The organism is Paeniglutamicibacter sp. MACA_103 (genome assembly GCF_045798555.1).
Taxonomy (GTDB): domain Bacteria; phylum Actinomycetota; class Actinomycetes; order Actinomycetales; family Micrococcaceae; genus Paeniglutamicibacter.
Map to the genome: position 1 here is coordinate 15157 of NZ_JBIXLN010000025.1, position 24007 is coordinate 39163.

20 protein-coding genes are annotated in these 24007 nt (G+C 67.4%); 13 read left to right on the forward strand and 7 right to left on the reverse strand.

Annotated elements, in window-relative coordinates; all coding sequences use genetic code 11:
- Positions 1-48: 48 nt before the first annotated feature.
- Together ACIPVK_RS12840 and ACIPVK_RS12845 are read right to left on the reverse strand one after the other, a co-directional pair.
- Positions 49-534 carry a hypothetical protein gene (locus tag ACIPVK_RS12840; RefSeq protein WP_407612370.1) on the reverse strand — a complete coding sequence of 162 codons (486 nt, stop codon included), beginning with the start codon at positions 532-534 and terminating at the stop codon, positions 49-51.
- A 10-nt stretch (positions 535-544) separates the two neighbouring features.
- Positions 545-2461 (reverse strand): primary-amine oxidase, encoded by a 1917-nt coding sequence (locus ACIPVK_RS12845; RefSeq protein ID WP_407612371.1) that lies wholly within the window; start codon positions 2459-2461, stop codon positions 545-547.
- 176 nt (positions 2462-2637) lie between these two features.
- On the opposite strand from ACIPVK_RS12845, the gene ACIPVK_RS12850 reads away from it, so the two are divergent.
- Both ACIPVK_RS12850 and ACIPVK_RS12855 read left to right on the forward strand, forming a co-directional pair.
- Entirely contained in the window at positions 2638-3249 is a 612-nt protein-coding gene (locus tag ACIPVK_RS12850) for a TetR/AcrR family transcriptional regulator (protein WP_407612372.1), read from the forward strand.
- Between the two features lie 133 nt (positions 3250-3382).
- On the forward strand, positions 3383-4312 hold the full coding sequence (locus ACIPVK_RS12855; RefSeq protein ID WP_407612373.1) for a helix-turn-helix domain-containing protein: 930 nt from the start codon (positions 3383-3385) through the stop codon (positions 4310-4312).
- Here ACIPVK_RS12855 and ACIPVK_RS12860 read toward each other — a convergent pair.
- Positions 4273-4905: a TetR family transcriptional regulator gene (locus ACIPVK_RS12860; protein ID WP_407612374.1), complete on the reverse strand. Its 633-nt coding sequence runs from the start codon at positions 4903-4905 to the stop codon at positions 4273-4275. The two genes, ACIPVK_RS12855 and ACIPVK_RS12860, sit on opposite strands and share 40 nt — an antisense overlap.
- Positions 4906-5084: 179 nt before the next feature.
- Between ACIPVK_RS12860 and ACIPVK_RS12865 the strand changes: the two genes are divergently transcribed.
- The 9 genes from ACIPVK_RS12865 (at position 5085) to ACIPVK_RS12905 (ending at position 16001) form a co-directional block, all read left to right on the forward strand.
- Complete coding sequence (locus tag ACIPVK_RS12865) at positions 5085-6773, forward strand: amidohydrolase (protein ID WP_407612375.1); 1689 nt, start codon at positions 5085-5087, stop codon at positions 6771-6773.
- An 83-nt stretch (positions 6774-6856) separates the two neighbouring features.
- Positions 6857-7855, forward strand: coding sequence for an ABC transporter substrate-binding protein (locus ACIPVK_RS12870; protein WP_407612376.1), 999 nt, complete (start codon positions 6857-6859; stop codon positions 7853-7855).
- Positions 7827-8663: an ABC transporter permease gene (locus ACIPVK_RS12875; RefSeq protein ID WP_407612377.1), complete on the forward strand. Its 837-nt coding sequence runs from the start codon at positions 7827-7829 to the stop codon at positions 8661-8663. The genes ACIPVK_RS12870 and ACIPVK_RS12875 overlap by 29 nt, the downstream gene beginning before the upstream one ends.
- Positions 8660-9439, forward strand: coding sequence for an ABC transporter permease (locus tag ACIPVK_RS12880; protein ID WP_407612378.1), 780 nt, complete (start codon positions 8660-8662; stop codon positions 9437-9439). Before ACIPVK_RS12875 ends, ACIPVK_RS12880 begins: the two co-directional genes overlap by 4 nt.
- A 59-nt stretch (positions 9440-9498) precedes the next feature.
- Positions 9499-10287, forward strand: coding sequence for an ABC transporter ATP-binding protein (locus ACIPVK_RS12885; RefSeq protein ID WP_407612379.1), 789 nt, complete (start codon positions 9499-9501; stop codon positions 10285-10287).
- On the forward strand, positions 10284-11882 hold the full coding sequence (locus tag ACIPVK_RS12890) for a sulfatase (protein WP_407612380.1): 1599 nt from the start codon (positions 10284-10286) through the stop codon (positions 11880-11882). Before ACIPVK_RS12885 ends, ACIPVK_RS12890 begins: the two co-directional genes overlap by 4 nt.
- A 43-nt stretch (positions 11883-11925) precedes the next feature.
- Positions 11926-12897: a formylglycine-generating enzyme family protein gene (locus ACIPVK_RS12895; protein WP_407612381.1), complete on the forward strand. Its 972-nt coding sequence runs from the start codon at positions 11926-11928 to the stop codon at positions 12895-12897.
- Between the two features lie 98 nt (positions 12898-12995).
- Positions 12996-14489 carry an APC family permease gene (locus tag ACIPVK_RS12900; RefSeq protein WP_407612382.1) on the forward strand — a complete coding sequence of 498 codons (1494 nt, stop codon included), beginning with the start codon at positions 12996-12998 and terminating at the stop codon, positions 14487-14489.
- A gap of 75 nt (positions 14490-14564) precedes the next feature.
- Positions 14565-16001 carry an aldehyde dehydrogenase family protein gene (locus ACIPVK_RS12905; RefSeq protein ID WP_407612383.1) on the forward strand — a complete coding sequence of 479 codons (1437 nt, stop codon included), beginning with the start codon at positions 14565-14567 and terminating at the stop codon, positions 15999-16001.
- 149 nt (positions 16002-16150) lie between these two features.
- Here ACIPVK_RS12905 and ACIPVK_RS12910 read toward each other — a convergent pair whose 3' ends face one another.
- Positions 16151-16744, reverse strand: a complete 594-nt coding sequence (locus ACIPVK_RS12910) for a hypothetical protein (RefSeq protein ID WP_407612384.1) — start codon at positions 16742-16744, stop codon at positions 16151-16153.
- A gap of 470 nt (positions 16745-17214) precedes the next feature.
- On the opposite strand from ACIPVK_RS12910, the gene ACIPVK_RS12915 reads away from it, so the two are divergent.
- Positions 17215-17712 carry a hypothetical protein gene (locus ACIPVK_RS12915; protein WP_407612385.1) on the forward strand — a complete coding sequence of 166 codons (498 nt, stop codon included), beginning with the start codon at positions 17215-17217 and terminating at the stop codon, positions 17710-17712.
- Positions 17713-17794: 82 nt separating this feature from the next.
- Here the strand turns inward: ACIPVK_RS12915 and ACIPVK_RS12920 are convergent, their stop codons facing one another.
- Both ACIPVK_RS12920 and ACIPVK_RS12925 read right to left on the reverse strand, forming a co-directional pair.
- Positions 17795-19168: an aspartate aminotransferase family protein gene (locus ACIPVK_RS12920; RefSeq protein WP_407612386.1), complete on the reverse strand. Its 1374-nt coding sequence runs from the start codon at positions 19166-19168 to the stop codon at positions 17795-17797.
- 34 nt (positions 19169-19202) lie between these two features.
- Positions 19203-20696, reverse strand: coding sequence for a CoA-acylating methylmalonate-semialdehyde dehydrogenase (locus ACIPVK_RS12925; protein WP_407612387.1), 1494 nt, complete (start codon positions 20694-20696; stop codon positions 19203-19205).
- A gap of 119 nt (positions 20697-20815) precedes the next feature.
- On the opposite strand from ACIPVK_RS12925, the gene ACIPVK_RS12930 reads away from it, so the two are divergent.
- On the forward strand, positions 20816-22462 hold the full coding sequence (locus tag ACIPVK_RS12930) for a PucR family transcriptional regulator (RefSeq protein WP_407612388.1): 1647 nt from the start codon (positions 20816-20818) through the stop codon (positions 22460-22462).
- 86 nt (positions 22463-22548) lie between these two features.
- Here the strand turns inward: ACIPVK_RS12930 and ACIPVK_RS12935 are convergent, their stop codons facing one another.
- Complete coding sequence (locus ACIPVK_RS12935; protein WP_407612389.1) at positions 22549-23898, reverse strand: purine-cytosine permease family protein; 1350 nt, start codon at positions 23896-23898, stop codon at positions 22549-22551.
- Between the last annotated feature and the right edge of the window lie 109 nt (positions 23899-24007).

A 24007-nucleotide genomic window follows, 5' to 3' on the forward strand; every position in this document is an offset into this window, starting at 1 on the left:
GGAAATTTCCCGGCACCCCGCCGATGCCGACGTCGGATTCTCCGCGGACTACCGGTGCGCCTCGTCGCCGCGGGTGGCGGTGCCGGAGGCTGCCAGCCGCAGGCCGATCCCGCAGAGCAAGACCAGCGCCAGCTCGGCCGCGGCGATGCCGAGCATCGCGGCGGCTCCCGCGCCGGCGGCCGCAACCGCGGTTTCTCCGCCGTGCCGGTGCTCGTGGATGCCCAGCGCCATGAAGGTGTGCGCCAAGGCCATGAGCGAGGACATGGCCAGGAGCTCGATCAGGGCAGTCGGCCTGTTCCAGGACCGGTGCGCGCACTTGAGGCACAACAGAACCATGGCGCCCAGGACGGCGCCGACCCACGGCCCGTGGGGGAACGCAACCATGACCCACACGTGCCCCACGCCCATGCCGACCGCCAGGGCGGCAACGACCCGCGCAAAGAGCTGCGGTCCCGGGGCCCGGCGGGTGCCAGGTTGCACTGACGTCGCGATCCGCGGTGCAGGCCGGAAGATGGCGGCTGGATTCGTGCTCATGGCATGGCGCCTATGAGTGGCAGGATTTGCCGGTTGCCGGGGCCGGGACATCGAGGACCGGCGAGCGGTCGAAGAAGCCCTCGGGACGCAGCTTGAAACCGACGGTGTCCACCGGCATGATGGGCCAGTCCTCGGGGCGCGGGAAGTGCGTAAGCCCGAAGGTGTGCCAGAGTACGATGTCCTGCCCGTCGATGTTGCGGTCGGCCTTGACCCACTCGGGCAGGCCCGCGCCGCCGGTGTGCTGGTTCACGAAGTCGCCGGTCGGGTAGCGCTGGTCCTCGGTTGCCGGGGTGACCCACAGGGCCTTGGCGGCGAAGGTGGCGCGGCGGTGGATCGAGGAACCCTCGTCGGCCAGCAGCGTGGGGTTGCCCTGCGGGTGCAGCTTGTAGCCCACCGGGTGGCCCAGGCGGTTTTCCGATTCCGGGTTGGAGACCACCCAGGTGCGGCCCTTGGCCATGTCCGCGTCGCGGATCGCCTCGGACTCGCGGGTGAAGACCGTGCGCTTGCGGGAGAAGGCATTGCCGCGCAGGTTCTCCGGACCGGTGGCCACACGCACCACATCCTCCTCCTCGACGCGGCCCGGGCCGCCGTCCAGGGCGAAGTCAAGACGGGCGCCGAAGAGGTGCTGGTGGAAGGGGGCGCCGAGTCCCGGTGCGAGTTCGGATGCGTAGGGCGTTTCCCCGTCCGGCAGGGCGCTGGTGAACACGATGCCGGTGGCCTTGGCCTCGAACTCGATGGTGCCGTCGAGGTAGAGGTACCAGTAGAAGCCGTAGTCGTAGTTTCCCACGGTGGTGAAGAAGGAGATCACCAGGCGGCGGTTGCGGCGGGTGTAGTTGATCCCGCTCCACAGATCCGAGTGCTTGGCCAGGATCGAGTGGTCCTCCTCGTGCATGCAGATGCCGTTGCGGATGGTGCGCGCCTCGCCGCGGGCGTTCGCGACCACGGGGGAGATGTAGTGGATTTCGCCCAGGCAGTCGCAGCCCAGCTCGAGCGAGTTGGCGAACTGGCCCACCAGGTATTCGCCGGTGTCGAAGTAGTTCTGCCAGCTGCGCACCGGGGACGGGTCGCCGTAGGGGACGACCATCTCCGCGATGGAGGCGCGGTTCAGGATGCGGCGCGGGGCGCCCTTGTCCTCGAAGGAGATGTTGTGCAGCACCAGGCCCTCGCGCACGTCGAAGCCCACATCCAGGCTCCACTTTTCCCATTCGACGCGGTTGCCGCCGGTGACGGTGAAGCTGGGGCCTTCGGGCTGGGTGATGGAGATCGGCTTCTGCGTGGTGCGCAGCGGGCCGGTCAGTTCCGGGTCGGTGTAGTTGCCGTGTTCGGCAGGGATGGCCACGACGCCCAAGTCGATGACCTGGTCCACGCTTCGGTTGCCCACGTCCACGTAGCCGACCAGCCCGTCGACGGGGTGTGCCCAGGCCGAGTCCTCGGGGTGGTCCTGCACGAAGGCCAGCCCGCGCAGGATGCGGCGGCCCGACTCCTCCGGGTACTCGAACACGCCGGCCGAGAGCGGGGCAACGCGCACCTTCGCCACGTCGAGGTTCCGCTTGGCCAGGGCCTCGAGCCAGCGCGGGTCCTCGGCAAGCAGCTGCTCGACGACCTCGAATTCCTCCTCCAAAACCGGCAGCTCGCCGCTGGTGGTGGTGTCCAGCTCGATGACCGACTCGACAACGCGGTTGGTCACGGAGACCACCACGTCCTTGGGCCGGGCACCTGCCGTGTCCAGGATAAAGACGCGGAAGCGGCGATCCACCTCCACTGCGTCGCGTCGCGGATCCTCGAGACCCAGGTAGGCCACCCGGGCCGAGTCCGGGAAGTGGCCGTTCTCGGCGAGGATGGCGCGAACTGCAGCGATTTCCTGTTCGGTGGCCAGCGAGTAGGCGCTGAGGCCGATCTGCTGGTCGGTGGCGTTGCTGAGGGTCATGGCTTTGCCCTTTCAATGGACGAGGGTGCGAGACGTGCATTACTGGAAGCGGTGACGTGCACCACGTTTTTATTCTCTAGCTGTAGAGAATAACCACGTTTCGCCTCCATGGCAAGGGGTCGTTCATTGGCGGGGCGCTGCGCCCGGGGCGGCGGGGGATCCGTAGGATGGGTGGCATGCCAAAGATTGTCGACCATGATGCCCGCCGCCTCGAACTTGTCGAGGTCACCTGGAGGGTCATCGCCCGCCGGGGCTTCGACGGGGTGACCCTGCGGGACATAGCCGCCGAGGCCGGATTCGCCAACGGGGCCCTGAAGCCCTACTTCCCCACCCGGGCCAGCCTGATGCGGGCGACCTTCACGCACGTCTTCGGTCGCACCAACGAGCGCATCCGGGTTGCCACCGAGGGGCTCGAGGGGCTCGCAGCGTTGCGGAGGTTCGCCATGGAGGTGCTTCCGCTGGATGTCGACCGGCTGGACGAAGCGCGCGTGGTGATCCCGTTTTGGCAGATGGCCATCCATGAGCCGGAGTTCGCCGAGGTCAACGACGAGGCCATGGCCCAGTGGCGGTCGTGGATCGGCCACTGGGTCGACCGCGGTGTTGAGGCAGGGGAGATTCGGCCGGAGGTCGGGTCGGCGGCGGCCGGCGAGGCCCTTTTGACGTTTCTCATGGGAGCGCAGGTGGTGGCGGTCCTTGATGCGGAATTCAACAGCCCCCGGCACTTGAATGAGCAGCTTGAGGCGCACCTGCGCATGCTGGGGACCGACGCGGCCCCGTGTGCGGGGTAAAACCTCCGACCAGAGAAAAAACGTGACTTTGGGGGCCATTCCGCGTACATTGGCAACAATGTGACGCCACTCACCCCGCACTGGTTTGTCCGCCGAGCGGGGCGTGGCCGTATTGGGGAAAGGTCGCTAGCTCGTGTACCAGGTGCAGCATGTTGATTCGTTCAGCTCGTGGAAGACGCTCGTTTCGAGCGCCTTCGTGCCGCTGTGTTCCGAACCCATTGGGGCCCAGCCGTTCGAAGGGACGGTCTCCGGGGCCCAGCTGGGCCAGGTTGGTGTCATGGAGGTCGCGGCCTCGGCCCATGTGATCCGCCGGACGGAAGAGCTGGTCGCGGCGGGGGATGCCCCCCGATTTAAGATCAACCTGCAGCTCGCCGGCCACGGACTGCTCCTGCAAGGTGGCAGGGAGACCGTGCTGCGCCCCGGGGAGCTGGCCATCTACGATACCCAGCGGCCCTACACGATGATTTTCGACGGGGACTTCCGCACGCTGGTACTGATGTTTCCCCAGCACCAGCTGGGGCTTCCGGTCGGCGACGTCGCGGAACTGACGGCTGTGGCCTTCGGCTCGGGGAACCCGCTGGGGCGCGCGGTCACGCCGTTCCTGGCCCAGTTGGCCCAGATGCTGCCGCAATTGGCAGGCCCCGTGGGGCGGCGCCTTGCCGCCAATGCCGTCGACATCGCCGGGAGCATGCTGGCCAGTGAAATCCACGAGCGCAACGCCCTCGGCGACGGCGCCCGGTTGCGCCAGGTCCTCGCGATCCAGGACTACATCGAGGACCATCTTCCGGACCCGGAGTTGACGCCGGGCTCCGTGGCCGCCGCGCATTTCATGTCATTGCGGAGCCTGCACAAGCTCTTCGGCGAGACGGGCCACACCGTGGCCGAACTGATCCGGACCCGTCGTCTCGAGCGGTGCCACCGCGACTTGGAGGACCCCCTGCAGGTGCACGTTCCGGTCGGTGCCATCGGTGCGAGGTGGGGACTGCCCGACGGCGCCCATTTCAGCAGGGTCTTCCGCGCGGCCTACGGCTGTTCGCCCACCGCGTTGCGCTTGAGTATCTGAAAAACCACCGAGTCGATCAGGATCTCGAGCAGCTGCCATGACCGTTCCTCGTTGGGATCCGAGAGGTGCTGGAGGCTGATGCCATCGACGTTTGCGATGAAGGAACGGGCAATGATGTCCATGTCTTGGGGGTCGCCCACCCCCGAGACCCGTGCACCGTCGGTGAAGATCGCGGCCGTCGAGTCGATCCATCCCTGGTACATCGAGCGGTTGATGGCAGCTGCCCGCTCCACCTCGTCCTCGGATTTGAGCCGGTTGCGGCGCAGCAACAGTTCAAACGTCGTGACCTGCTCGTGCGGGGTGTTCAGCATGCGGCGCCAGATCCGCGTGGCGTGGGTCCGGACGGACTCCTCCAGGGACAGGCCACTGTCCATGGGCTCCAATTCACGGGCATAGTCCCGACTCAGGAAATTGTAGACCTCGTCAAGGAGCTCGTCCTTGCTGCGGAAGCAGTAATGCAGCGCAGCAAGGGGCGCGTCGGCCTCCGCGGCGATCCTGCGCGTTGTAGCCGCGGCGATCCCTTCACGCGCAATCACCCGCGCGGCCGCCTCTACAAACTGGTGACTGCGATCTTTTATGGAAACGTGGGCCATTTTGGTGGATGCCTTTCTGAGCAGCTTTCATTCCATCCTACGGATCCCCTCGACGGGACGTGGAAAGAAACTTTTCCAAACTTCTGGTCAAACGACTAAGTCATGCGACATACTCTAGTTGTCACGTTAGCTGAATCACATCCAGATGCGGGAATTCCAGGAAAGGGGGCTGCTGTCACATGACCAAGACCAGCCGCGCCGCAGACATCGTAGTAGTCAACGGGCAGCTTCACGGCGTCGGCCCGGAGGCCGGGAACGCCACTGCCGTTGCCATCACGGGCGAACACATTTCGGCCCTGGGCGATGCAGGGATGGCGGATCTTGTCGGCCCTTCCACCCGCGTCATCGACGCGCAGGGCGGAGCCGTCCTGCCCGGCATCAACGACGGCCACCTCCACTTCGTGGAATCTGCGGTCTCCGAGCACGGAACGCTCTCGGTGGGAAGCAATGTCGCGGCGAACTGGGACCAGGTCGCCGCCATACTCCGGGACGCTATTCCCGGCAGCGACGGATGGATCCGAGCCCACGGCTGGGACGAAGCGGTCCTGGGACACGGCGGTCCCGACTTCATCTTCGGCCTGCGCCCGGATGCCCCGCTGGTCGCCTACGACCAAACCGGGCACCAGTTGCTGCTCAACGAGACCGCCGCACGCCTGGCCTCACTGGACTCCTGGGCGGGTGGATATCCCGACGGAGTAGTCGGCACCTTTGCAGACGGCCGCGTCAACGGCCTTCTCGTGGATGCCGCGGTGGAACTCGCCGGAAGGGTCGTTCCCGCCCTGGGGAAGGCCGAGGTCCGCCAATGCCTCATCAAGCACCAGCGGCGCCTGCATGCGCTGGGCATCACGTCCCTGACCGAACCGGGCCTTGGCCCCGGAGGCGCTGGACTTTTCGGCGGCTCAAGCGCGACGCGCAGCCTGGAACTGCTGGCCGACATGGCCGTCGCCGACGAACTGAGCATGCGCATCAACGTGTTGCTGCTCTTTTCCTCCACCGGGGGCGCCAACGAGCAGGACGTGCGGGCCGGACTCGCCTCGGACCTGCCCGGTTCCCTGGCACGCCGCGGCATCAGCGAGCAGCTTCTGCGCATCGCCGGGGTCAAGGTCTTCGCCGACGGCATCCCGCGTTCCGGAACCGCTTGGATGTCCGAACCCTATGAAACACCATGCGGCCACTCGCACGGTTCCATGGTCATCGCCGGGAACACCGAGGCCGAACGCGAGGCAGAACTGAATCGGATCATCGCCCGCATCCACGAGGCCGGGTACCAGGCCGGGATCCACGCCACCGGGGACGCGACCACCGACGCCGCATTGCGTGCAATCGTCGCCGCCCAGGCAAAGGACCCCCGCGACGCGCGACACTACATCATCCACGGCGCCCTGCGCAGCCCGGAAACCATCGACACCTTCTTGAAGCACGGGGTGGGCCTGAGCACGAATCCCAACATCCGCGCCGAAGCCGGGGCCCTGATGAAAAAGATCCTGGGATCCGCGAGGTTTGACTGGCACCAACCGCTCGCCTCGCTGCTTTCGGCCGGCGTCAGCACCAACATAGCCTCCGACGCACCCGTGACCACGCCGGACTGGAGGGAGACGGTCATCGCCGCGGTCACCCGCGACACCACCGCGGGTCCCGGCGCGGCTTCGGATCCCGAACGCGTGGGATTCGCCCAGGCCCTGGAAATGATGACCTTCCAACCGGCACGCCAGGACCACGCCGAACACCGCAAGGGCAGGCTGGCCCCCGGGTACCTCGCCGACCTTTGCATCCTGGCAAACCCCATTGACCGGGACATCCGCACACTGCGGACCAACCCCGCCATCCACACGATTTCCAACGGCACACTCGTCCACTCGGCCACGTGAATGAACCGTTCGTCCACCGAACCGGGATCAACCAACCAACGCGACCCACAACGTTGTGGCGCACCAAGAATCCAGGAGCAACAATGAAAAAATCCCTCCGTTCCATGGCACTGCTCGCCGTGGGCACCCTGACGCTCGGACTGGCCGCCTGCGGCGCCGGCACCGATGCCGCCCCGACCTCCGGGGACAGCAGCACCTTGAAAGTCGGCACCATCGGGCTAACGTCCGATGCCGCCATTGAAATGGCCAAGACCAAGGGCTACTTCAAGGACGAAGGCCTGGTCGTGGAGACCTCCGTCGTGGCCAACCCTCCCGCCGGCGTCGCCGCGGCACAGAGCGGGCAGTTGGACTTGACCTATACCCCCTCGATCCCGATGTTCAACGCACTGTCCCAGGGCGTGCCGCTGAAGATCGTCGCGGCCGCCGACGGCTACGCCGACGAGGCCCTGGACCAGGGCGACCTGACCCTGATCGACGACACGGCCCTGATCACCGGAAAGGACTCGCCCCTCACCTCGCCGGCACAGCTCGAGGGCAAGACCGTCTCGGTGCCGGCCCGCAAGGCCCAGCTGGAGGTCACCATCACCCGCGCCGTGCAGGAAGCCGGCGGGGACCCGTCCAAGATCAACTGGATCGTCCTCGACTTCTCCTCGGCCGTGCAGTCCCTGGCACAGGGCCGCATCGACGCAGCCGGTCTGGTCGCCCCGTTCACGTCCAAGGCGGTTGCCGCCGGCGGCAAGGTCCTTTCCTCGCCGGGCGTGGAATTCTTTGAGCGCGGCGCCATCGGTCTCTGGGTCGCCGGTGATTCCACCGCCACCAAGAAGTCCGAGCAGCTGCAGGCCTTCGCCCGGGCCATCAACAAGGCCAATGCATACGCCAACGACCACCACGATGAAGCCTTTGAGGTTGCCGCGAAACTGACCGACACCCCGCTGGAGGTCGTGGAGAACTCGGCCCTGACGTACTGGCCCACCGAGGTCCGCCTCGAAGACATCCAGCGCGTCAACACGCGCTTGACCGAACTGGGCTTCCTGGCCAAGGAGGTAAAGATCGATGACAGCCTCATCCTCAGCGACAAGTAGTAGGTTCCCCAACGGCCTGCTGGTCCTTCCGAAACGCGCTTCGCGCCGGACCCAGGGCCTTTACGGTGCCGTCGGCGCCTTCGCGGTGCTGGTCGCCTGGCAGCTTGTGTCCGTGGGAAAGGTCTTCGGAGACGCAGTCCCGTCGGTTCCGGAAACCGCGGCCGAGATGGCATCCCTGGTGGTCAGCCAAGCATTCTGGTCCGAACTTTCCGTCACGATCCTCATTGCCCTGGCCGGGCTCGTGTTCAGCGCGGTGCTCGGGATCGGCCTGGGCATCCTGATCGGCACCTCCGCGCTGGTGCGGACCATGACTTTGGCGGTCTTTGAGTTCCTCAAGCCGATCCCGCCGATCGTCGTCCTGCCCTTGGCCGTCATGGTCCTGGGGCCCACCTGGCCGATGGCCTTCGTGCTGGTGGCGTTCGGCTGCTCGCTGGCGATCGTCATGCAAACGGCGTCCGGAGTCCAGGACACCGACCCGGTGGCCCTGGCCACCGCACGGTCCTACGGAATGGGTCCGTTGGAGATCAAGGCGCGGATCGTGCTGCCCAGCGCCAGCCCCTTCATCGGCACCGCGATGCGCGTGGCGGCACCCACCGCCCTGGTCATCGCCGTGGTGGCGGGGCTGCTGGGCGGGGCCCCGGGCCTGGGCCGCTCCATCTACCAGGCCCAGGCGGCCGGCAACTTCGCCACGCTCTATGCCCTGGTCTTCGTCCTGGGCCTGCTGGGACTGGCATTCCACGGTGCCAGCTCGTGGGCCGAGGCCAAGGCCCTGCACTGGCACCCATCCCACCGGGAGGTATCACTGTGAAAAACAACAAGGCCCCACTGGTTTTCCTGGGAGTGGCCAGCCCGCTGGCGCTGCTGGCCGCGTGGTGGACATTCTCGGCGAATTCGACCAACAGCTTCTTCCCGCCGCTGTCCCTGATCCTGCAGCGTTTCGCCGACTTGTGGCTCTTTGAGCACTTCACCTCCGATGTCCTGCTGAGCATGGGCAACCTTTTCAGTGGGTTCCTGATCGGCATCGCCGCGGGCGTGGTGATTGGCTTCGTGCTGGCAATGGTCCCGCCGGTCCGCTGGATGTTTGAACCGACCATCCACTTCTTCCGCGGCATCCCGCCGGTGGCGATGATCCCGATCGTCATCACGCTGATCGGCTTCGGCACCGAAATGCGCGTGGCCAACATCGCGCTGGCCGCGTTCTTCCCCACCCTCATCGCCACCATGGACGGGATCCGCGGGATCGACGGCTCGCTGAAGGACGTCTGCTCCGTCTACCGGCTGACCCGTTCGGAGCGCATGGTGCGCGTGTACCTGCCGGCGGCCGGCCCGCAGATCTTTTCCGGCATGCAGGTGAGCCTGCAGGTCAGCTTCGTGGTCATGATCGCCTCCGAAATGCTCGGGTCCTCCCAGGGCATCGGGGCGATGACGCTGCTGGCCCAGCAGTCCTTCATGTCCGCGGACATGTGGGCCGGCATCCTGTTGCTCGGCGTGATCGGGTTCCTCGTGAACATCGGGTTCGAGCTCCTCAAGGGCCGCGTGCTGCGCTGGTACATCGGCTCGCGCCGCGTGGAGCGTGCGGCATGAGTGCCCCCGCGTTCCGCAAGCCCCAACACCTTTCGCCTCTCCACTCCTCGGAGGAACCATTGAAAACGACAACCCCACTTCCTCGCCTCGTGGTCCAGTCCCTGGCCAAGAGCTACGGCTCGGGCCCTGCGGCCGCACACGTGATCGGGGACCTCACCTTCTCCATTGACGCCGGAGAAGTCGTCTGCATCGTCGGCCCCTCGGGTGTCGGCAAGACCACGCTGCTCAAGTGCCTGGCCGGGCTGCACCCGAGCACCGGCGGAACCGTCAGCATCGACGGGCGCGAAATCTCCGGCCCGCCCAAGGAAATGGCCCTGGTCTTCCAGGACTACTCGCGTTCGCTCATGCCCTGGCTGACCGTGCGCAAGAACCTGGTGCTGCCGCTGCGGCACCTGCACCTGGATCCGGCAGAGCTGGCGGAGCGCTGCGACACGGCGCTGGCCGCCGTCGGCCTGGCCGGGGCCGAGAACAAGTATCCGTGGCAGCTCTCCGGAGGCATGCAGCAGCGCGTGGCCATTGCCCGCGCGCTGGCCTACCGCCCGGAGATCCTGGTCATGGACGAGCCCTTCGCCTCGGTCGATGCACAGACGCGCTTCGAGCTCGAAGACCTGTGCCTGAAGATCCGCAAGGACTTCGGCATGACCATCCTGCTGGTCACCCACGACATCGACGAGGCCGTCTACCTCTCGGACCGCATCGTGGCCATCGGTTCCAAGCCCGCCCGGGTGCTGGATGTCATCGACGTCGACCTGCCTGCCGACCGCGAGCAGATCGCCACCCGGGCCCTGCCCGCGTTTGCCGAACTGCGCACCCGCACGCTCTCACTGATCCGCCGGGCGCAGTCATGACCAAGCCACGGCCGAACATCCTGTTCATCATCGCCGACCAGCTGCGGGCCGACCACCTCGGGTTCAACGGGAACACCGAGGTGCGCACCCCCAACCTTGACCGCCTGGCGGCAGGATCCGCGGTCTTCGACCGCGCCTTCGTGGCCAACCCGACCTGCATGCCCAACCGCGCCAGCCTGCTGACCGGCCGCTGGCCCTCGGTCCACGGCACCCGGTGCAACGGGATCCCGCTGGATCCCGAAACCTCCACCTTCGTGCGCTCGCTGGCCCGGGCCGGATACCGCACCGCGGCCGTGGGCAAGCTCCACCACCAGAACATGGGGTGGGACTTCGAGCCGGAGCAGTCGGAACAGATCCACGACACCGATCCGCTGCTGCTGGACGCCGCGGTGGAGCGCGCGGTCACCCGCGAGCGGGGCGCCGGCTGGGACCAGTGGGAGAACCGCGAGCGCCACGAAGCCGGGTACGTGCAGATGCCCGAAGACTACTACGGCTACCAGGAAGTCGACCTGGTCATCGGACACGGGGACGCCCCGGGCGGACACTGGGTGCATTGGGCGCGCGAGCGCGGCGTGGACCCCCGGACCCTGGGCGGCCACGCGGCCGGGCGCGACGCGCTGCCGGGCTGGGACCAGGTCTACACCACCTCCATCCCGCTGCAGGCACACCCCAGTACCTACGTCGGGGAGCGGGCCGCAGAGCGGATCAAGGAGGCCGCGGCGGGGGAGGACCCCTTCTTTCTCTTCGTCTCCTTCCCGGACCCGCACCATCCCTTTGCCCCGCCGGCGGAGTACTCCGCGCTCTACGAGCCGGGGTCAGTGGCGCTGCCCAACGGGTTCGAGCAGGACCATAGCGCATCGCCCGAGCACATCCGCACCATGGTCAAGGACCGCGGAACCCCCCACCCGGATGCCACCATGACCTTCGCGGTCAACGAGGAGCAGTACCGCCGTGCGGCCGCAGCCCAGTACGGGCTGATCGAACTCATGGACCTGCAGGTCGGAAAGATCCTCGACGCCCTGGAGGACTCGGGCCAGGAGCAGGACACCATCATCGTGTTCACCTCCGACCACGGCGACATGTTCGGGGACCACGGGCTCATGCTCAAGCACTTCGTGCACTACGAATCGGTCACCCGGGTGCCGCTGGCCATCCGCATCCCCGGCCGCAGTGCCGAGGCCGTCAAGCGCAGCGACGCCCTGGTGTCCACCGCCGACCTGGCCCCCACCATGCTGGACCTGGCGCAGGTGCGTCGGTTCCACGGGATCCAGGGCCTGAGCCTGCGCCCGCTGCTGGACGGTTCGGCAGATACGATACGGGAGGCGGTGCTCATCGAGGAGGACCAACCCTTTTCCATCGACGGGCTGCCGGCACCGGTGCGGATGCGAACGGTGGTGACCCCGGACGGCCGCTTGACCCGGTACTTCGGGGCCCCCGGCGTGGAGGTCTACGACCACCGCAGCGACACGGAGGAACTGCACAACGTTGCAGGGGATCCCCGCTCGGCGGAGCTGCAGCGGTCGCTGGAACTGGCGCTGCTTCAGGAAATGGCGATGGTCTGCGACAACGCACCCACTCCGACGGCCGCCGCCTAGCGGCGCCACCGATCCACCCCCCACCCCAGACAAGGAGCATCACGTGTCCTGCTGCCAGCCACCACCGGCCCCGGCCCGACTCGCGCCCGGTGCCCGCCAGCTGCCCGCGGCACCGGAGCAGGCGGGGGACGCGCCGCGGCACGGGATCGACCAGGTCCACGTGCCGGCCGGGGCATTCCTGATGGGCGACCACTTCGCCGAGGGCTACCCGGGAGACGGCGAGACCCCGGTGCACCCGGTGCAATTGAAGGGTTTCCGGATGGACGCCACCGCCGTCACCAACGCAGCGTTCGCGCTGTTCGTGGCGGAATCAGGGTACGTGACGGAGGCCGAGGCCCTGGGTTCCTCGGCGGTGTTCCACCTGGAGCTGGGTGGCCGGGCCGGCTGGCCCGCCGGCAGCCGGGCGGTGGCGTCGATGCCGTGGTGGGTCGATGTCCCCGGCGCCTGCTGGCGGGAGCCGCTGGGTCCCGGGTCGGTGGCCGCCGACGGGCACCCGGTGGTGCACGTGAGTTGGAACGACGCGCTGGCCTACTGCGCGTGGGCGGGGCGTGCGCTGCCCAGCGAGGCCCAGTGGGAATACGCGGCCCGCGGAGGGCTGGAGGGCGCACGCTATCCGTGGGGGGATTCGCTCACCGAGGGTGGCACGCACCGCTGCAACATCTTCCAGGGCGAATTCCCGTCCCGCAACACCGGGGAGGACGGATACACGGGCACGGCCCCCGTCGAGTCCTTCGAAGCCAACGGGCACGGCCTGTGGCAGATGGCGGGGAACACCTGGGAATGGTGCGCTGACTGGTTCCTGCCGCGCTACTACGCCCGCAGCCCGCTGCAGGATCCGGCGGGGCCGCCCTTCGGGGAGGGCCGGGTCATGCGCGGGGGCTCGTTCCTGTGCCACGACTCGTATTGCAACCGCTACCGGGTTGCGGCCAGGAGCCGGAATACGCCGGATTCCTCGAGCAGCCATTGCGGGTTCAGGACGGTTTCCCGCCCGGCCGAAGGGGAGGCCGCCGCCTAACCCTGCACGAATCGCCAAGTGTTGCTCACGCAAAGCCAAGCCTGTGGTGCCCATCACGGTGCAGGCTGTAGGTACATACGCTTCAAGGAGGAATCCCCATGGCAACATCAACCGATTCGACGGACACCCGGGCACCGGGCCTGGGCAAACGCACGCTCGGCGTGCCGGCGCTGGTGTTCATGATCATCGCGGCATCCGCGCCGCTGACGGTGGTCGCCGGGGGAGTCACGACGGATTTCGCGGTGTCGGGCGTGCTCGGCGTCCCGCTTTCGTTCGTGGTGCTCGGCATCATCTTGCTCGTGTTTGCCGTGGGATACACGGCCATGAGCCAGCATGTGCGGAATGCCGGCGCGTTTTACGCCTACGTAGCCCGCGGCCTGGGCAAGCCCACCGGAATCGGCGCCGCCTGGGTGGCACTGGTCAGCTACAACGCCATGCAGATCGGCATCTACGGCCTTTTCGGCTTTGCACTCTCGTCATTCCTCACGGTCACGTTCGGGCTGGCGGCTCCCTGGTGGCTGTGCGCCCTCATCGGCTGGGCCATCGTGGGCATCCTCGGCGTGAACAGGGTTGATTTCTCGGCCAAGGTGTTGGGGATCATCGTGGCCTGCGAATTCCTCGTTGTCATGGTCTATGACCTGCTCTCGCTCAAGGTCGCGCCCGAAGGCATCTCGGCCGAATCCCTCCAGCCGGCCAGCCTGTTCACCGCGGGTGTCGGCGCGGCCCTTGCCTTCAGCATCGCCGGGTTCATGGGCTTCGAGTCCGGCGCGATCTACAGTGAGGAAGTCAAGGACCCCAAGACCACGCCTCGCCGGGCCACGCTGATCGCCATTGGCATCATCGCCGTCTTCTACGCCTTCTCCGGCTGGGCCATGGCCGTGGGCGAGGGACACAGCGCGGTGATCGGCGCCGCCGCCGAATCGGGACCCGAGCTGGTGTTTGTGTTCCTGGCAGACCACGCCCCGGCCTGGTTCGTCGAGCTGGGTCGACTGTTGTTCATCACCAGCCTGCTCGCCGCGCTGATTGCCTTCCACAACGTGGTGGCCCGCTACCTCTTCTCGCTGGGACGCGAGGGAGTGTTGCCCGCGCCACTGGCAAAGACCAATGCCCGCTCCCACGCACCGGTCGCAGGATCGCTGACCCAGTCGGCTTTAGCCCTCGTGGTGCTGTTGGTATTCGCGTTCGTCGGAGCAGGCCAGGGCGAGATGTTCCCCGTGGTCACGCTGTTCACGTGGCTCACCAACACCGGTGCCTTCGGGCTGGTCATGCTCATGGCGTTGACGAGCTTTGCGGTGATCGGCTACTTCCGAAGCCAACCGCGCGGGCTGGGCAAGTGGACGACCCTGGTGGCGCCGCTGACCGCCGGGATCGCGCTGGTTGCCCTCTTCGGGGCGATCGTGGCGAACTTCGACGTGCTGATCGGACTTGAAGACGCCAGCGTCCTGGGCTGGCTGCTTCCCGCACTCGTGGTGGTCCCGGGCATCCTCGGCTTGCTGTGGGCATTCAGGCTGCGCTCCACCCGACCGGCGATCTACGCGGGCGTTGGACACGGCGGAGACCTCGATGAAGCCGCCGAGACCACGCCGCGCTAACTCCGCGGCCCGTTTACGACCCATTCAACAAACACGATTTCCGGCAAACCCAGAGACAAGAAAAGGGAACGATCCATGAGCACCGAAACCAACACCGTCGCCACCTACGCCACCGCGGACGAACTGCTTGCCGCCATCCAGCCCGCCACCGGGGGACGAGAAATCCTCGACCCGGCCACCGGCGAGCTGGTGGGCCGCGCACCGGAACACGAGGTTGCCGACCTGGAAGCAGCCATCGCCTCGGCCCATGCGGCGCAGCCGGAATGGGACGGACTGGGCCACGACGCACGCCGCGCCCTGATGAACCGGGCGGCCGACGCCATCGAGGCCAACGCCGAGGCGCTGGCCCACCTGCTCTCGCGCGAGCAGGGCAAGCCGCTGAACGGCCCGAACGCCCGCTTCGAGGTCGGGGGCGCCGTGGCCTGGCTGCGTGCCGCCGCGGCCTTCGACCTCGAGGCCGAGGTGCTCGTGGACGACGGAACCACCTACGCCGAAATGCATTACCGCCCCTTCGGCGTCGTCGGTGCCATCGGCCCGTGGAACTGGCCGATGATGATCTCGGTCTGGCAGCTGGCCCCGGCACTGCGCATGGGCAACACCGTGGTGATGAAGCCGAGCGAATACACCCCGTTGAGCGTGCTGGCCCTGGGCCACGTCATCAACCAGGTGCTTCCGGCCGGCGTGCTGCACGTGGTCGCCGGCGGCCGCGACGTGGGCCAGCTGCTGAGCATCCACCAGGACATCGACAAGGTCATGTTCACCGGTTCCACGGCCACCGGCAAGGCCATCATCCGCTCCTCGGCCGACACCGTGAAGCGCCTGACCCTGGAACTGGGTGGCAACGACGCCGGCATCGTGCTGCCCGACGCGGACCCGAAGGCCATCGCCGAGGGATTGTTCTGGGGTGCGTTCATCAATACCGGCCAGACCTGCGCCGCGCTCAAGCGCCTCTACGTGCACGCCGACATCTACGAGGACGTCTGTGCGGCGCTGACCGAGGTCGCGCGGAACATGCCGATGGGCGTGGGACTGGACGAGGCAAACGTGCTGGGCCCGCTGCAGAACAAGGCCCAGTACGACATCGTCGATTCACTGGTGCGCAAGGCCACCGACTCCGGCGCCCGCGTGCTGCTCGGTGCCGACCCGCAGGCAGACCAGCCGGGATTCTTCTACCCGAGCACGCTGATCGCCGACATCGCCACCGACAACGCGCTGGTGGTCCAGGAGCAGTTCGGCCCGGTGCTGCCGATCGTCAAGGTCGACTCGATCGAGCAGGCGGTCCGGTTGGCCAACTCCCTGGACGTCGGATTGGGTGCCTCGGTGTGGTCCGCCGACCGCGATGCGGCGCGCGAGGTTGCGGCACGGCTGCAGGCCGGCACCGTGTGGATCAACAGCCACGGCGGCGTGGATCCGCGGATTCCTTTCGGCGGTGCCAAGTCCTCGGGCTACGGGGTGGAATTCGGCGTTGACGGGCTCAAAGCCCTGGGCCAGCCGCAGGTCATCAACGGCTAGGTCCGATCACGAACGCCCGACCGGTGGCCGGGCAAGCGAACGGCGGCCCAAGGGGTCGGGGTAGGGGGTGCTTTCACCCGGGCGGGAGCACCGCACCCCGACCCCTTTCGTGCGTACACCGCCACAACCGTGGCAGTGTTTGCCGGTGGCTAATCGTCCTTGGCGCGCTGCGCCTTGGCTTGTTCCGCGAGGATGTTCTCGGCTATGCCCTTCAGCTCCGGTGCGAAGGCGGTGATGCTGCCGGCGTCTTGGGACACCCACCATTTCCCGCATAGGTGGGTGGTCAGGTTTTCCTGGCCGGTGGGCCACCACTCGGCGGCCAGCAGCGGCGTTTGGTATTGGGAGTCCACCCTCTGGGCGATTTCCTGCATGGGTGCAGGCTCCTCCAATTCCAGCCCCGCGACCAGCTCGGCCACGGATGGCTTGCCGGTTTCAGCGATGGCAACGCAGCCCCGGGGCAGCTGGCCGGGGTGGTCCATGCGCAGGATGCGCTCGTTTCCCGTGGTGCGCACGAGCTCCTTCAGGTTCGTGGCCTCGTCGGGGACCCAGGTCGGCAGCACCTTCCTTTCCTTGCCTTCGGCCCCGGTGGCAAATTCGTGGCTGGCGCTCTTGTCGTACCTGGTCTCGATACCCAGCGCGCCGCAACCGCCCAGGGCCAGGCAAGCCAGCACGGCGGCCGAGGCCAGGACCAGTGCCCCGGGGCGTGCGGACGTCGAAGACCGGGGACGTGCAGTCGGTGTCATGCCTCCAGCCTATGAAACCCAGCAGTGGCCGCGCATCGGATGAAAGGCTCAGGTTTGGGGCATCCGTCTAGGCCTGCAGGTGGAGGGCGGCGAGCGAACCGGAGAACCAAGATGCCGTCGCGGGCGGCCTAACGCCGGTCCAGAACGTGCTCCACCTCGTTCTTCGGGTCACGAGGCGGCGTTCTTGTTGTTTCCGGCCGGGCCGCCAACCGAAATGCATGCCAAGGCAGCCGCGAGGCCAATCGCTGCAATGCCGGATTCAACGGCGGGGCGGACCAATGGCGTCACGAAGTCGAATGGCTGGTACATCGGCCCATGCCAGCGACCCGGTCGCCGTGGTCTCATCATCACTCAGGCGAATCTGGAGTGAGGGACCCAATTTGCGCGTAGGTGCCATATGCTCGTTCAAATGAGCGCGCGGACACCGGCGTTCCGCCACTGTCGCCAGGGAAACGGAAAGACGGAGACCCATGAGGAACAACAAGCCAGTGCCGGCCCGGACACTCTTCGCACTGTTGTGCCTTGCCACCCTGTTGTCGGGATGCACGACGCTGACCGAGGACCTGCCTGCCCCCTCGGCGTCCGAGACGGTTCCCGTGCGATCCGGAGCCGCCTCCGGTCCCGCCGCTTCCGCCCACACGGATGCGGCTGGGTGGGAAGCCATCGTCCTGGGCGCGGCTTCGGGCGAGAAAGCGGTGTTCAGGATGGAAGGCACCGGAAGCGGCACCGGCGGCGGAGACTCCCTGGGGAAGGGGGAGACGTTCGTTTCCTGGATATGCGAGGGAGCCGGACCCATCGAGGTCGCGCTCAGCGACGGCAGCACCTACGGTGCCGACTGCACTGAAACAGTCCCGGGCCAGGTCAACCGGAACAGCTTTGTCAATGAGTCCGCCACGGAGCTTGAAATCTCCGTGCAGACGGGGCCCGGGATCAAGTGGCAGGTGCTGGTCACACAGGCGGCCGACTAGCCGGGGTGCCGGCTTAAGCCAAAGACGGCGGGGCCCGGGACATGGTTCCCGAACCCCGCCGGCAACGGCAGTGCGAAAGTCGTTACGCCGTCACGAAGGTATCGGCGACCGAGAGTGCCTCGTCCAGCATGGCCAGGCCCGCGCGCAGGTCCTCGTCCGTGATGTTCAGCGGCGGGACCACGTGGATGCGGTTGAAGTTCACGAAGGGCAGCATGCCGGCCTTCTTCAGCGCACCGGTCACCGCGGACATGGCCGGCGAGGATCCGCCGTAGGGTGCCATCGGTTCGCGGGTCTCGCGGTTGGTGACCAGCTCCACGGCCCAGAAGCAGCCGGTGCCGCGCACATCGCCCACGGAGGGGTGCTTGGCCTTCAGCTCGCGCAATGCCGGGCCGATGATGTCCGCGCCGATGCGGGCCGAGTTCTCCACCATGCCCTCGTCCTTCATGGCGTTGATGGTCGCCACCGCAGCGGCGCAGGCCAGCGGGTGGCCCGAGTAGGTCAGCCCGCCCGGGTAGGCGCGCTCGCGGAACGTCTCGAAGATGGCATCGGAGATCGCCACGCCACCCAGCGGGACGTAGCCGGAGTTCACGCCCTTGGCGAAGGTGAGCAGGTCCGGAACCACGTCCCAGTGGTCCACCGAGAACCACTTGCCGGAGCGGCCGAAGCCGGCCATGACCTCGTCTGCGATGAAGACAATGCCGTACTTGCGGGTCAGCTCCCGCACGCCCTCCATGTAGCCTGCCGGCGGCATGTAGATGCCGGCGCTGCCCGGGATGGATTCGAGGATCAGCGCTCCCACGGTGGCCGGGCCCTCCAGGATGATGGTGTCCTCGAGGTGGCGCAGTGCCCGCTCGGTTTCCTCGGCCTCGGTGGCCGCGGAGAAGTAGGAGCGGTAGTGGTAGGCGGGCATGAAGTGCACGACCCCGTCGGTGGCGTGGTCCGAGGCGAAGCGCCGCGGGTCGCCGGTGGCGTTCACTGCCAGGTGCGTGCCGCCGTGGTAGCTGCGGTAGGCGGACAGGACCTTGTGCTTGCCGATGTGCAGTCGGGCCATGCGGATCGCGTGCTCCACCGCATCGGCCCCGCCGTTGGTGAAGAACACGTGGTCCAGGTCGCCGGGGGTCAGCTCGGCGATCAGCCGGGCCGCCTCGGAGCGCGCGTCGTTGACGTGCTGCGGGGCAATGGTGCACAGCTTGCCCGCCTGCTCCTGGATGGCGGCGACCACCTTCGGGTGCTGGTGCCCGATGTTGGTGTTCACCAGCTGGGAGGAGAAGTCCAGCAGCTTATTGCCCTCCCCGTCCCAGACGTGGGCGCCCTCCGCCTTCAGGACGGTCATGGGGGCGAACGGTCCCTGGGCCTGCCAGGAATGGAAGACGTGCCGGCGGTCCAGCTCGTGGGCGCGGGCCCCGGCGGCAATCTCCTGGTCCGTGATGGCCTCGGTGCTCACTTCGATGCTCATGGTGGGTGGTGTCCCTTCCTGGGAGTGGTGGCTGCTAGGCGTTCTGCGGGAAGCCGAGGTTCAGGCCGCCGTGGCTGGGGTCCAGCCAGCGGGAGGTGACGACCTTGCCTCGGGTGAAGAAGTTGATGCCCTCCGCGCCGTAGGCGTGGGTGTCCCCGAAGAGCGAGTTCTTCCAGCCGCCGAAGGAGTAGTAGGCCATCGGGACCGGGATCGGCACGTTGATTCCCACCATACCGACCTGGATCTCGTTCTCGAAGCGGCGGGCCGCGCCGCCGTCGTTGGTGAAGATCGCGGTGCCGTTGCCGAACGGGTTGGCGTTGATGGTCTCGATGCCCTCCTCGAAGGAATCCACGCGCAGCACCGAGAGGACGGGGCCGAAGATCTCGTCGGTGTAGATCGACATGTCGGTGGTGACGTTGTCAAAGAGCGTCGGGTTCAGGAAGAAGCCCTCGCCCTCGGCATCCGGGTTCACGTGGCGGCCGTCCAGCACCATGGTGGCCCCGGCGGCCTCGCCCGCGTCGATGTAGCCGGCGACCTTGTCGCGGTGTGCCGCGGTGACCAGCGGGCCCATGTCGCAGCCGCGGGTGCCGTCGCCAACGCGCAGCGTGGCGGTGCGGTCGGCGATCTTGGAGACCAGTTCGTCGGCGATCGAGTCGATGGCGACGATCGCGGAGATGGCCATGCAGCGCTCGCCGGCCGCTCCGAACCCGGCGTTGACCGCGGCGTCGGCGGCCAGGTCCAGGTCCGCGTCCGGGAGCACCAGCATGTGGTTCTTGGCCCCGCCCAGGGCCTGGACGCGCTTGCCGTGCGCGGTGCCGGTGGCGTAGACGTACTGGGCGATAGGGGTGGAGCCCACGAAGGAGACCGAGGAGACGCGAGGGTCGGTGAGCAGGGTGTCGACCGATTCCTTGTCGCCGTGGACCACGTTGAACACGCCGTCGGGAAGCCCCGCTTCCTTCCAGAGCTCGGCCATCCACTGGGCGGCGGTCGGGTCCTTCTCGCTGGGCTTGAGGATGACGGTGTTGCCGGCGGCAATGGCGATGGGGAAGAACCACATCGGCACCATGGCCGGGAAGTTGAAGGGGGAGATGATGGCCGCCACGCCCAGGGGCTGGCGGATGGAGTGGACGTCGATCTTGGTGGAGGCGTTCTCCGTGTAGCCGCCCTTGACCAGGTGCGGGATGCCGCAGGCGTACTCGACGACCTCCAGTCCGCGGGCGATCTCGCCCATGGCGTCGTCCAGGACCTTGCCGTGCTCGGCGGTGATGATCGCGGCCAGCTCGGCCTTGCGCTTGTTCAGCAGCTCGCGGTAGTTGAACAGGATCTGCGAGCGGCGGGTCAGCGAGGTGTCGCGCCAGGCGGGGAACGCCGCGTGCGCCACGGCGATGGCTTCGCCGGTGGTGGCGGCGGAGGCCAGGGCCACGCGCGAGGAGACCTTGCCGGTGGCGGGGTTGGTCACGTCGGCGAAGCGGGAATCGGCGGGGGCTTCCAAGGTGGTTCCGTCGATCCAGTGGGAGAGAGTCTGCATGGTGCGGTGGTTCCTTTCAAGGCGGGGAAAATCGGTATTGAGTCCATTGTGTCGTCCGGGACACACTCGCAACACCGCCAACCTGTAACATCTTGGGCAAAAAGCAATACACTTTGTCCATGAGTGAGGTCACCAGCCACCAAAAGCCCGCGGTTGCCGGGACCCTGAGCATTGCCCGCGTCCTTGAATTGCCCGTGGTTGCCGCGGGGGAGCCCGAAGTGCTGGGCGGCAAGGACCTGCTGGGCAACCCCGTGCGCTGGGTGCACGTGGCAGAAACCCCGGACCTGGCCGAACTGCTCTCCGGCGGGGAGCTGGTGTTGACCACCGGGATGGCCTTCGGCGAGGCCGGGGCCGGAGTCGCGGGGTTCCTGGCGCAGGTGCGGGCGGCCGGTGCCGCCGGGCTCATCGTCGAGCTGGTCCCCGGGGCGGGCCGGGAACTCGATGCCTCCATTGCCGCGCTGCGGAGGGTGGCGGGGCGGGAAGGCTTCCCGGTCGTCCTGCTGCACCGGCGCGTGCGCTTCGTCGAGATCACCGAGGTGGTTCACCGCATGCTGGTCTCCGACCAGCTCGCCGCGCTGGAACGCTCCCGGATGATCCACGAGGTCTTCACCGCGCTGAGCCTGCAGAACGCGACCGAGGAGGGGATCGTGGCGCGCGCCGCAGAACTCATCGGCGCGCCGGTGGTGCTGGAGGACGTGGCCCACCTGGTGCTGGGCTTCGATGCCGGACCGAACCCCGATGCCGGGTTGCTCGCGCACTGGCCGGAGCGCTCGCGCCGGGTCGGCTACCTGGAAACCACGGGCCGCGGGGCCGGGGAGGAAAGCTGGCTGCAGACCCCCGTCGGCATCCAGGGCCAACGCTGGGGCCGGCTGGTGGTTCCCGGCGGACTGGAGGCCGACGGGGATGCGGCCATGGTGCTCGAGCGCGCCGGGCAGACGCTGTCCATCGCGCGCCTGGCCGGTCGCGACCAAAAGGAATTGCTGCACCAGGCGCGGGCGGGGCTGCTGCACGAATTGCGCCAGCAGCATGCCCTGGGGGAGGGCGAGGTGTTGATCCGCGCCGGTGCGCTGGGGCTCGCCGAGTCCCCGCACTACGTCCCGGTGGTGTTCCGGCTGGACGAACGGCCGGGGCAAACGCCCACCGGCGTGCAACTGCGCGAGCGCGCCTTGCTCGATGCCCTCAACGCCGTGGTGGAATCGGCCAGGGCCACCGCTCTGGCGGCCAGCCTGCAAAGCGGCCAGATCGGCATGGTGCTTGGCGTTGGGGCCAAGCAGCTGGAGGAGCCGCTGCTGGAACGGATCTGCCGGCAGCTGGCCCAGGGCCAGGACGCCGTCGACTGGTCGGCGGGCGTGGGGCGCGGGCGAAAAAGCGTCAAGGACGCGGCCCACGGGTTGGAGGAGGCCGTCCAGGTGGCCGAGACCGTGGCAACCTTCGACACCCGTGCCCGGCCCTTCTACCGCTTTGCCGACGTGCGGCTGCGCGGACTGCTGGCGCTGATGCACGAGGACACGCGCCTGAAGTCCTTTGCCGAGGCCGAGCTGGCCGGCATCCTGGACCCGCTCGACGAACCCGCCCTCGAGTTGCTCGGCCTCTACCTGAAGCACGGCGGCAACAAGTCAGCGCTGGCCCGCACGGGCTTCCTGAGCAGGCCCGCGCTCTACGCCCGGCTGGAAAAGCTCGAGGACAAGCTCGGGGTCAGCCTGGACGACGCCGAGTCACGGACCTCGCTGCACGTTGCACTTCTTTGGCGCGGGCTGATCCGGTGACGGGGGTGGGCGAGGAAGCAGGGGCCGGTGCACCTTGCCTTCAAAGACGCGTTGCACCGGCCGGCCGAGATGTCTCGACATAGGCCCTAGCGACGGACAGAAACCTTGGAGCGGTCGCTGGCGAGATCCGGCGAGAGGCGAATCAGCGCGGCGTAGATCAATGCAGCCAGGACCGGCGTGGTCAGTGAACCGACGTTCGAACCCCAGGCGCTGCCAGCTTGGATCAGGGTGATACCGGCAATGGCGGAGATGACCCATGCCGCGACCCCCGCTCGGTTGAGCGCAGGGAATGCGGAGTCCGGAAGCGATCCGTCGGGTACCGGGCCGCCACGCCGTTCCTGGAAGAAGATGTGCACCAGGGCGATCGCCACCCACCCGGTGACCAACGCACCCTGCCACGATAGGGCCAACAGCAGGTACTTCACCACGGGCAGAAGCATCAGCAGATAGATAATGAGCGCACCGATACCAACCCAGGCCAGCGACGGCAATCGCAAGCGCAGCGCGCGCTCGCCGAACTCACGCAGGTTGGCGATGCCCAAGGCATAGTTCGCGGTGTTGATGCGGGTCTGCGACACGAAGATCACCAGCAGTCCCAACGGGCCCATGAGCGTCACCAGGGCGCCCGCGACACCTGTCTCGGTGGCCTCCGCACCGGGAATGGTGAAGGTGAGGTAGATGCCGATCAGCGAGTTGGCACCGAACGCAAGGGTGTAGAAGAGCCAGCCAAAGGTGTATCTCTGGTGGAACTTCACGTCTTTTGCGCGCCCCAGTGCGGCGAAGTCCATGGTGTACATCATCAGGATCCAGACGCCCATGAAGGCGGCGCAGGTGGCCAGCCAGCCGGGCCCGCCGGCGACGAAGGGCAGTGACCCCGTCGAGTGGGTTAGCCAGGCACCGCCGTTGGGGTGCGCGATGGAAGCCCAGATGACAGCGGTGACCAGACCGCCCCAGTAGATGGGCAGCAGCCAGCCGTTGATCTTGTCCAGCCAGCGTTGGATGCCGCCTGCAATCAGCGGAACCGTGTAGAGAACGACCATTGCGTACCAAAGCTGGATCGGCCCGCCGAACTGTGCCTGGAAGGCATAGCCGAGGATGGCGCCCTCGAACACGGCGTAGTAGATGGCGGTGGCGGCAAAGACCAGGGTGGCCAGCAAAGCGCCCTTGCTTCCTAGCAGGGTGCGGGAGAACTGGGCGACGGTCAGGGAATGCCGCAGCGCGTATCCGGCTAGTACTCGGTTGATGGCACCGTAGACCACGATGGTGATGGCCAAGCCGATGAGGGTGTCGATGGTTCCGTACGCCTGGGCCAGGGAGGCGCCGATGTAGATGAAGAACATGGCCGAGACCAGGCCGTACCAGGCCATGGACAGAGAGCCCGCGCCCATCTTGGTATCGTCGGTGCCTTTGTCGGTACCCATTGGTTGTGTTGACACGAGACTTCTCCTGAAAACGGGCACGGCAGGTCTGCGGGGCGGGCCCGCGCATGCATTGTGCCTAGCGAGTGTGGCAGGGAATGGGGCTGGAAGCGATCGGGAGCGGCTC

Coding starts and splice junctions, on each gene's coding strand:
- ACIPVK_RS12840 (WP_407612370.1), bottom strand. CDS start 534: ATGAGCACGAATCCAGCCGCCATCTTCCGGCCTGCACCGCGGATCGCG.
- ACIPVK_RS12845 (WP_407612371.1), bottom strand. CDS start 2,461: ATGACCCTCAGCAACGCCACCGACCAGCAGATCGGCCTCAGCGCCTAC.
- ACIPVK_RS12850 (WP_407612372.1), top strand. CDS start 2,638: ATGCCAAAGATTGTCGACCATGATGCCCGCCGCCTCGAACTTGTCGAG.
- ACIPVK_RS12860 (WP_407612374.1), bottom strand. CDS start 4,905: ATGGCCCACGTTTCCATAAAAGATCGCAGTCACCAGTTTGTAGAGGCG.
- ACIPVK_RS12865 (WP_407612375.1), top strand. CDS start 5,085: ATGACCAAGACCAGCCGCGCCGCAGACATCGTAGTAGTCAACGGGCAG.
- ACIPVK_RS12870 (WP_407612376.1), top strand. CDS start 6,857: ATGAAAAAATCCCTCCGTTCCATGGCACTGCTCGCCGTGGGCACCCTG.
- ACIPVK_RS12875 (WP_407612377.1), top strand. CDS start 7,827: ATGACAGCCTCATCCTCAGCGACAAGTAGTAGGTTCCCCAACGGCCTG.
- ACIPVK_RS12890 (WP_407612380.1), top strand. CDS start 10,284: ATGACCAAGCCACGGCCGAACATCCTGTTCATCATCGCCGACCAGCTG.
- ACIPVK_RS12900 (WP_407612382.1), top strand. CDS start 12,996: ATGGCAACATCAACCGATTCGACGGACACCCGGGCACCGGGCCTGGGC.
- ACIPVK_RS12905 (WP_407612383.1), top strand. CDS start 14,565: ATGAGCACCGAAACCAACACCGTCGCCACCTACGCCACCGCGGACGAA.
- ACIPVK_RS12910 (WP_407612384.1), bottom strand. CDS start 16,744: ATGACACCGACTGCACGTCCCCGGTCTTCGACGTCCGCACGCCCCGGG.
- ACIPVK_RS12915 (WP_407612385.1), top strand. CDS start 17,215: ATGAGGAACAACAAGCCAGTGCCGGCCCGGACACTCTTCGCACTGTTG.
- ACIPVK_RS12920 (WP_407612386.1), bottom strand. CDS start 19,168: ATGAGCATCGAAGTGAGCACCGAGGCCATCACGGACCAGGAGATTGCC.
- ACIPVK_RS12925 (WP_407612387.1), bottom strand. CDS start 20,696: ATGCAGACTCTCTCCCACTGGATCGACGGAACCACCTTGGAAGCCCCC.
- ACIPVK_RS12930 (WP_407612388.1), top strand. CDS start 20,816: ATGAGTGAGGTCACCAGCCACCAAAAGCCCGCGGTTGCCGGGACCCTG.